Source organism: Streptomyces zinciresistens K42, assembly GCF_000225525.1.
Taxonomy (GTDB): Bacteria; Actinomycetota; Actinomycetes; order Streptomycetales; family Streptomycetaceae; genus Streptomyces; species Streptomyces zinciresistens.
The window spans coordinates 1-4,310 of sequence record NZ_AGBF01000336.1; the positions used below are offsets into that span (position 1 = coordinate 1).

A 4,310-nucleotide genomic window follows, 5' to 3' on the forward strand; every position below is an offset into this window, starting at 1 on the left:
CGCGTCGGCGATCGCCTTGCGCTCGTTCTCCTCCGCCGCGAGCCGGTCGGCTTCGGCGGCCCGGCGGCGAGTTTCGGCAGCGGCCCGCTCCGTTTCGGCGGCGACCCGGTCGGCTTCGGCAGCACGCTGCCGGGCCTCCGCGATCTCCGCCGTCTCGATGGCCTGAGCCTCCGCCGCGGCGACCCGATCGGCCTCCGCCGCGAGCCTCCGCTTCTCCGCCGCCTGGCGCTCCAGCTCCGCCGCGCGGAGATCCGCTTCGGCCTTGGCCTCGCGCTCCTGGGCCTCCTTGCGCTCCGCCTCCGCCTCGCGGGCACGGGCTTCGGCGATGACGGCCGTCTCCAGCGCGGCCTCCTCCAGCTCAGCGGCCCGCTCTGCGGCGCTGACCTGGGCTCGGGCGTGCGCGCGGGCCTGGCCGGTCTCGCCCTCCACCCGGGCACGGACGGCCTCGAGCTGGCCCTCCGCCTCCAGCCGGTCGGCTTCGGCCTTCTTGCGCGCGAGCTCCCGGCGCGTCTCCGCGTCCAGGCGCCGGCGCTCCGCCTCCTCCGCGCGGGCCTCAGCAGCACGTTCCTGCTGCTCAGGCATCGCGAGGGCCTCAGCGACGGTGTAGCCGTAGGCCGCCATCTTCATCGGCAGCAGTTCGTCCTCGGTGGCCTTGCCCAGGTCGCCGTTGTACTTGCGCTTGAGCCACTGCTCGTAGCCGATGAGCTCCTGCTGGCGCCGGATCATCTCCGGGTAGGAGGTGACGTTGTGCAGCCGCATCCGGCGGTAGAACCGCGGGGTGGCGACAGGGGAGAGGATCCAGCGGTGCAGGGGGATCCGGTCGGTGACCGTTCCCGCCTCCAGCCTGGCCTTTTGGATGATCAGGCGACGGGCGGCCTCGACACCGATCACGAACAGGACCGGCATGACGCCGTGGCTGGCGGCCTGGACCGGGTCGGTGCCGATGTGGCCCTGTGAGCTGGCGTTGAACCAGATCGTCGCGCCCGTCATAGCGTGCGCGGCCATCCGCAGGAGCGGCCACGGGGTGCCCTTGCGGATCAGGTACAGGTCGAGCGCGAGGAAGGCGATGATGCTGGCGTCGACGCCGACCGGGAACCAGGGGGCCAGTTCCTTGCTGAATCCCCAGCTCAGGGCGACCTTGGCCAGGGTGCTGTAGGACATCGCGAAGCCGATGACGCCGACCAGCGTGCCGCCGAACGCGGCGACGAGGGACAGGGCGGTCATCAGCCGGTCGCGGGTGGGCTTGATCGTCTTCCGCTTGTCCGGGCTCGAAACGCCCCGGGCCGTACCCGAAACCTTCTCGGGTGCGCCCGAAACGCGGCCCGGCGGGTGCGAAACGGGGGTGTCGGGAGCCGCAGTCTGCGGCATGTCGGTGATCGTCATGGGGGCCTCCGGAAGGGGTCGTTCAGGGCGGGGTCGAAACGGCGGCCGGTGCTCCCGAAACGCAGGGGGTGCGTTCCCGAAACAGCGGCCGGTGCGGGCGGTTGATCACGAAACTGGCACCGGCACTACCCGCTCCGCGCGCACGAAAGGGCCGGCCTCCCGAGGGGCGGGCGACCGGTGCGGGGGAGCGCTGCGGGGCGGGCCCGAAACTGCTTGCCGCTCCCGCCGGGCGGGAACGAAATCAGCTCTCGGGGAACTGCGCGCCGAAGCGGCCCTCGCCCACCCACTCCTCCGCGATGACGTGGAGGGTGGTGCGCCAGCTGCCGCTGTAGTCCTCCGGCCCGATCGGCGGGATGTCGCTGCCGAAGATCGCGAAAGCGGCGGCCTGGGCGGCGGCTTCCGTGCCGGGCTGGAGCGGGGTCATCGTCGTGGCCATGTGGCCTCCCTCGACTGTGGTCCGGGCTGTCCGGCTCCCCGTCACCGCCCGCCCCGGCCGCCGTGGTGCAGCGGTCGGTGCGGGCGGATCAGGCAGCCGCCAGAACGGATCAGGCAGCGCGGTTACGGGCGGCGCGGCGCTTGAGGGAGCGGCGCTCCTTCTCGGACAGCCCGCCCCACACCCCGGCGGCCTCGCCGCGCTCCAGGGCGCCCTGGAGGCAGGACTCCATCAGCGGGCAGCGACGGCAGACAGCCTTGGCCTCTTCCTCCTGGATCAGAGCCGGGCCGCTGTCGCCGATCGGGAAGAACAGCTCCGGGTCCTCATCGGCGCAGGCCGCGCGAGGACGCTCGGGCGCGGCGGCGGTGGAAACGGCGCCGTAGTACGGGGTGCGTACGATGGAGGTGCGATTCATCAGGGCCTCCCAGAAGGTCCAGTGCAAGAGACAGCCCCGGGGCGGCCACCCTGGGGCTGTTCTGTGTCGACGGCCGGACGGCCGGAGCGGGCGGGAGCTCCCGGCGCTCTCCGCCGGCCCCGGCCGGGAAGGCACGGGGACGACGGGCAGGGCCGGGGGATCAGCGCTGCTGCTTCTGGCGTGCGGTGTAGGCGTCCTGGAGGCGGGCGAACCGATCGTGGATCGGCACCCCCTCCGCGCACGGCGTCTCGCCCTGGCAGGCCGGGCAGTCGGCGGTGTGCTTGGTGGAGTCCTCGAACGCCTTCATGTAGCGGACGAACAGGTCGTCAGTCGGACGGGCGCTCACTTCTGGTGCCTCTCCGACCGCTGGTTCTGCTCCCGGTTCTTCTGCGAGAGCGCCTCGCGTTCGGCGTCGGTCATGCCGCCACCGTCCAACCGGACTGCACCGGGGCGAGGTTGAGCACGAGGACCAGGGCGACGTCGACGCGAGCGGCGTCCTCGGGCTCGTAGCCCTTGGAGTCGTCCTCGCGCTCGATGTCGTCGATGATCCCGGCCCGCGGCTGCGCCGTGGTGCGTGTCATGCTGTGCTGCATCAGGTCCTCCGAGTCAGGTCCTGGACAGCTCCCGGGCCGCAATCCCAAGGGCTGTCGCGATCACTCCCCACTTGGGGAGCTGACTGCTTGTACGAGCAGCCAAGGCCCCGGCCTCCCCCTGCGGGGTGGCCGGGGCCTTGGTCGTTCGTCCGGAGCGGGTCAGCTCGCGCGGCGCTTGGGGTGCAGCGTCGTGAGCGGCACCGGCGGCGCACCCAGCGGCCTGTCACCGGCGGGCAGCTGCGCGCGGCGGGTGTCGGCGTCGCGGACCGCGGACTCGGTCGACGCCCACTTCATCTCCCGCAGCAGCCACAGGGGCCGGCCGTCGCCGGGCTCGTCACCCACCAGCGTCTGCTTCTGCGCGGCGATCTGGCTGACGGCCGGAGCGACCGCGGTCTTCGGCTTGCGCAGCACAGTGGTCTTGCGGCGGTGGCCGGTCTCCGCGTGGCCGTCCTCCAGGCGCTCCTGCCACTTCTTCACCGTCACGTTGACCGTGACCAGGCGGTTGCTGCCCAAGCGGCAGCGGACAGCGGCGTCCTTGCCCGCGCGGCCGGTGTCGTGCGGCACGACCTTGGTCGTCTTGGTCCCGAGGCCGGTGATCGGCACCCAAGTCTCGCAGTCGGGGCAGACCAGCGACGCGCAGGCGGGGCGCAGGTCGTACTGGTGAGGCTTGAGAGTGGAGAGAGCCAGCGCCGGGCGGGAGTTGACGGTGCGGGAGCGGGTCCGGCTCCGGCGGGGGCGGGCGGTGCGCTCAAGGGTCGAAGCAGACATCTGAACTCCTCACGGACGGACTGGCGGGGGGCGCGGGTCGCGATGCTCTCTCCGCCCTCCGGGCCGCACGGCACAAGGCCGGCGTCCCGCAGGACAGACAGCGCACAGCGCTGCGACGTGCACGCAGTTGTCGCGGCCGTCAGGCTCCGGGGGAGTTCGATGGTGCTCTCGCGCCCTCAGCAAGCTGAGGGCTACCCCGGCCGCCCCGGAGGGCGGACGACTACTGCGGTCTTGCGGCCGGCGATGCGCCCGAAGGTGTGCAGGTCAGCACCGGCTACGCCCCGCATCCGGCTACTCACCGTTCGCTGGGGCTCTTCGATTAGAACCCTGCTATCCCCCCACGGTCAACCTGTCTAGCTAACTTGTTTTCCGCACCCCATCTGACCTGCTAATTTCTGGGTGTCGTTAAACGGTCGCGAGTCTCGGCTTTCGAGAAACAACTAGACATGCAATGCTGTGCGCACCGGGCAGCGAGATCCGCTGACCGCACGATGCGCACGGGAGGGGGAGCAGTGGCCACCAAGCAGAAGGAACCCGGGAAGGTCGAACGGATCGCATCCGAGATCAGGGACAAGATCGAGCGAGGCGCACTCGCACCTGGGTCGCGCCTGCCTGGCGTGCCTCAGCTCCAGAAGGAACACGGCATCGCGTACCAGACGGCACGCGACATCTACGGCCTGCTCGAGGACGAAGGCCTTGTGTTCTCGCGTCGCGGCAA

General features: G+C 71.4%; 7 protein-coding genes. 1 reads left to right on the forward strand and 6 read right to left on the reverse strand.

Annotated features, from left to right (window positions below; genetic code table 11):
- From SZN_RS35790 to SZN_RS35810, 6 genes are all read right to left on the reverse strand, one after another.
- Window positions 1-1,383: DUF2637 domain-containing protein (locus tag SZN_RS35790; protein ID WP_007505209.1), on the reverse strand; the 1,383-nt coding region annotated here is incomplete at its 3' end.
- A 241-nt stretch (window positions 1,384-1,624) separates the two neighbouring features.
- The gene (locus SZN_RS35795) at window positions 1,625-1,819 is read right to left on the reverse strand and encodes a hypothetical protein (protein WP_007505211.1); all 195 of its coding nucleotides are present in this window, start codon (window positions 1,817-1,819) and stop codon (window positions 1,625-1,627) included.
- A gap of 109 nt (window positions 1,820-1,928) precedes the next feature.
- Entirely contained in the window at window positions 1,929-2,231 is a 303-nt protein-coding gene (locus tag SZN_RS35800) for a WhiB family transcriptional regulator (RefSeq protein ID WP_007505213.1), read from the reverse strand.
- Window positions 2,232-2,391: 160 nt separating this feature from the next.
- Window positions 2,392-2,577 carry a hypothetical protein gene (locus SZN_RS35805; protein ID WP_007505216.1) on the reverse strand — a complete coding sequence of 62 codons (186 nt, stop codon included), beginning with the start codon at window positions 2,575-2,577 and terminating at the stop codon, window positions 2,392-2,394.
- Between the two features lie 70 nt (window positions 2,578-2,647).
- Window positions 2,648-2,812 (reverse strand): hypothetical protein, encoded by a 165-nt coding sequence (locus SZN_RS41765; RefSeq protein ID WP_167546350.1) that lies wholly within the window; start codon window positions 2,810-2,812, stop codon window positions 2,648-2,650.
- Window positions 2,813-2,983: 171 nt separating this feature from the next.
- A complete protein-coding gene (locus SZN_RS35810; protein ID WP_007505220.1) occupies window positions 2,984-3,592 on the reverse strand; it encodes a hypothetical protein in 609 nt (202 codons plus the stop codon).
- A gap of 512 nt (window positions 3,593-4,104) precedes the next feature.
- Between SZN_RS35810 and SZN_RS35815 the strand changes: the two genes are divergently transcribed.
- Window positions 4,105-4,310 (forward strand): winged helix-turn-helix domain-containing protein (locus SZN_RS35815; RefSeq protein WP_007505222.1); only part of this gene is annotated, 206 nt, incomplete at its 3' end.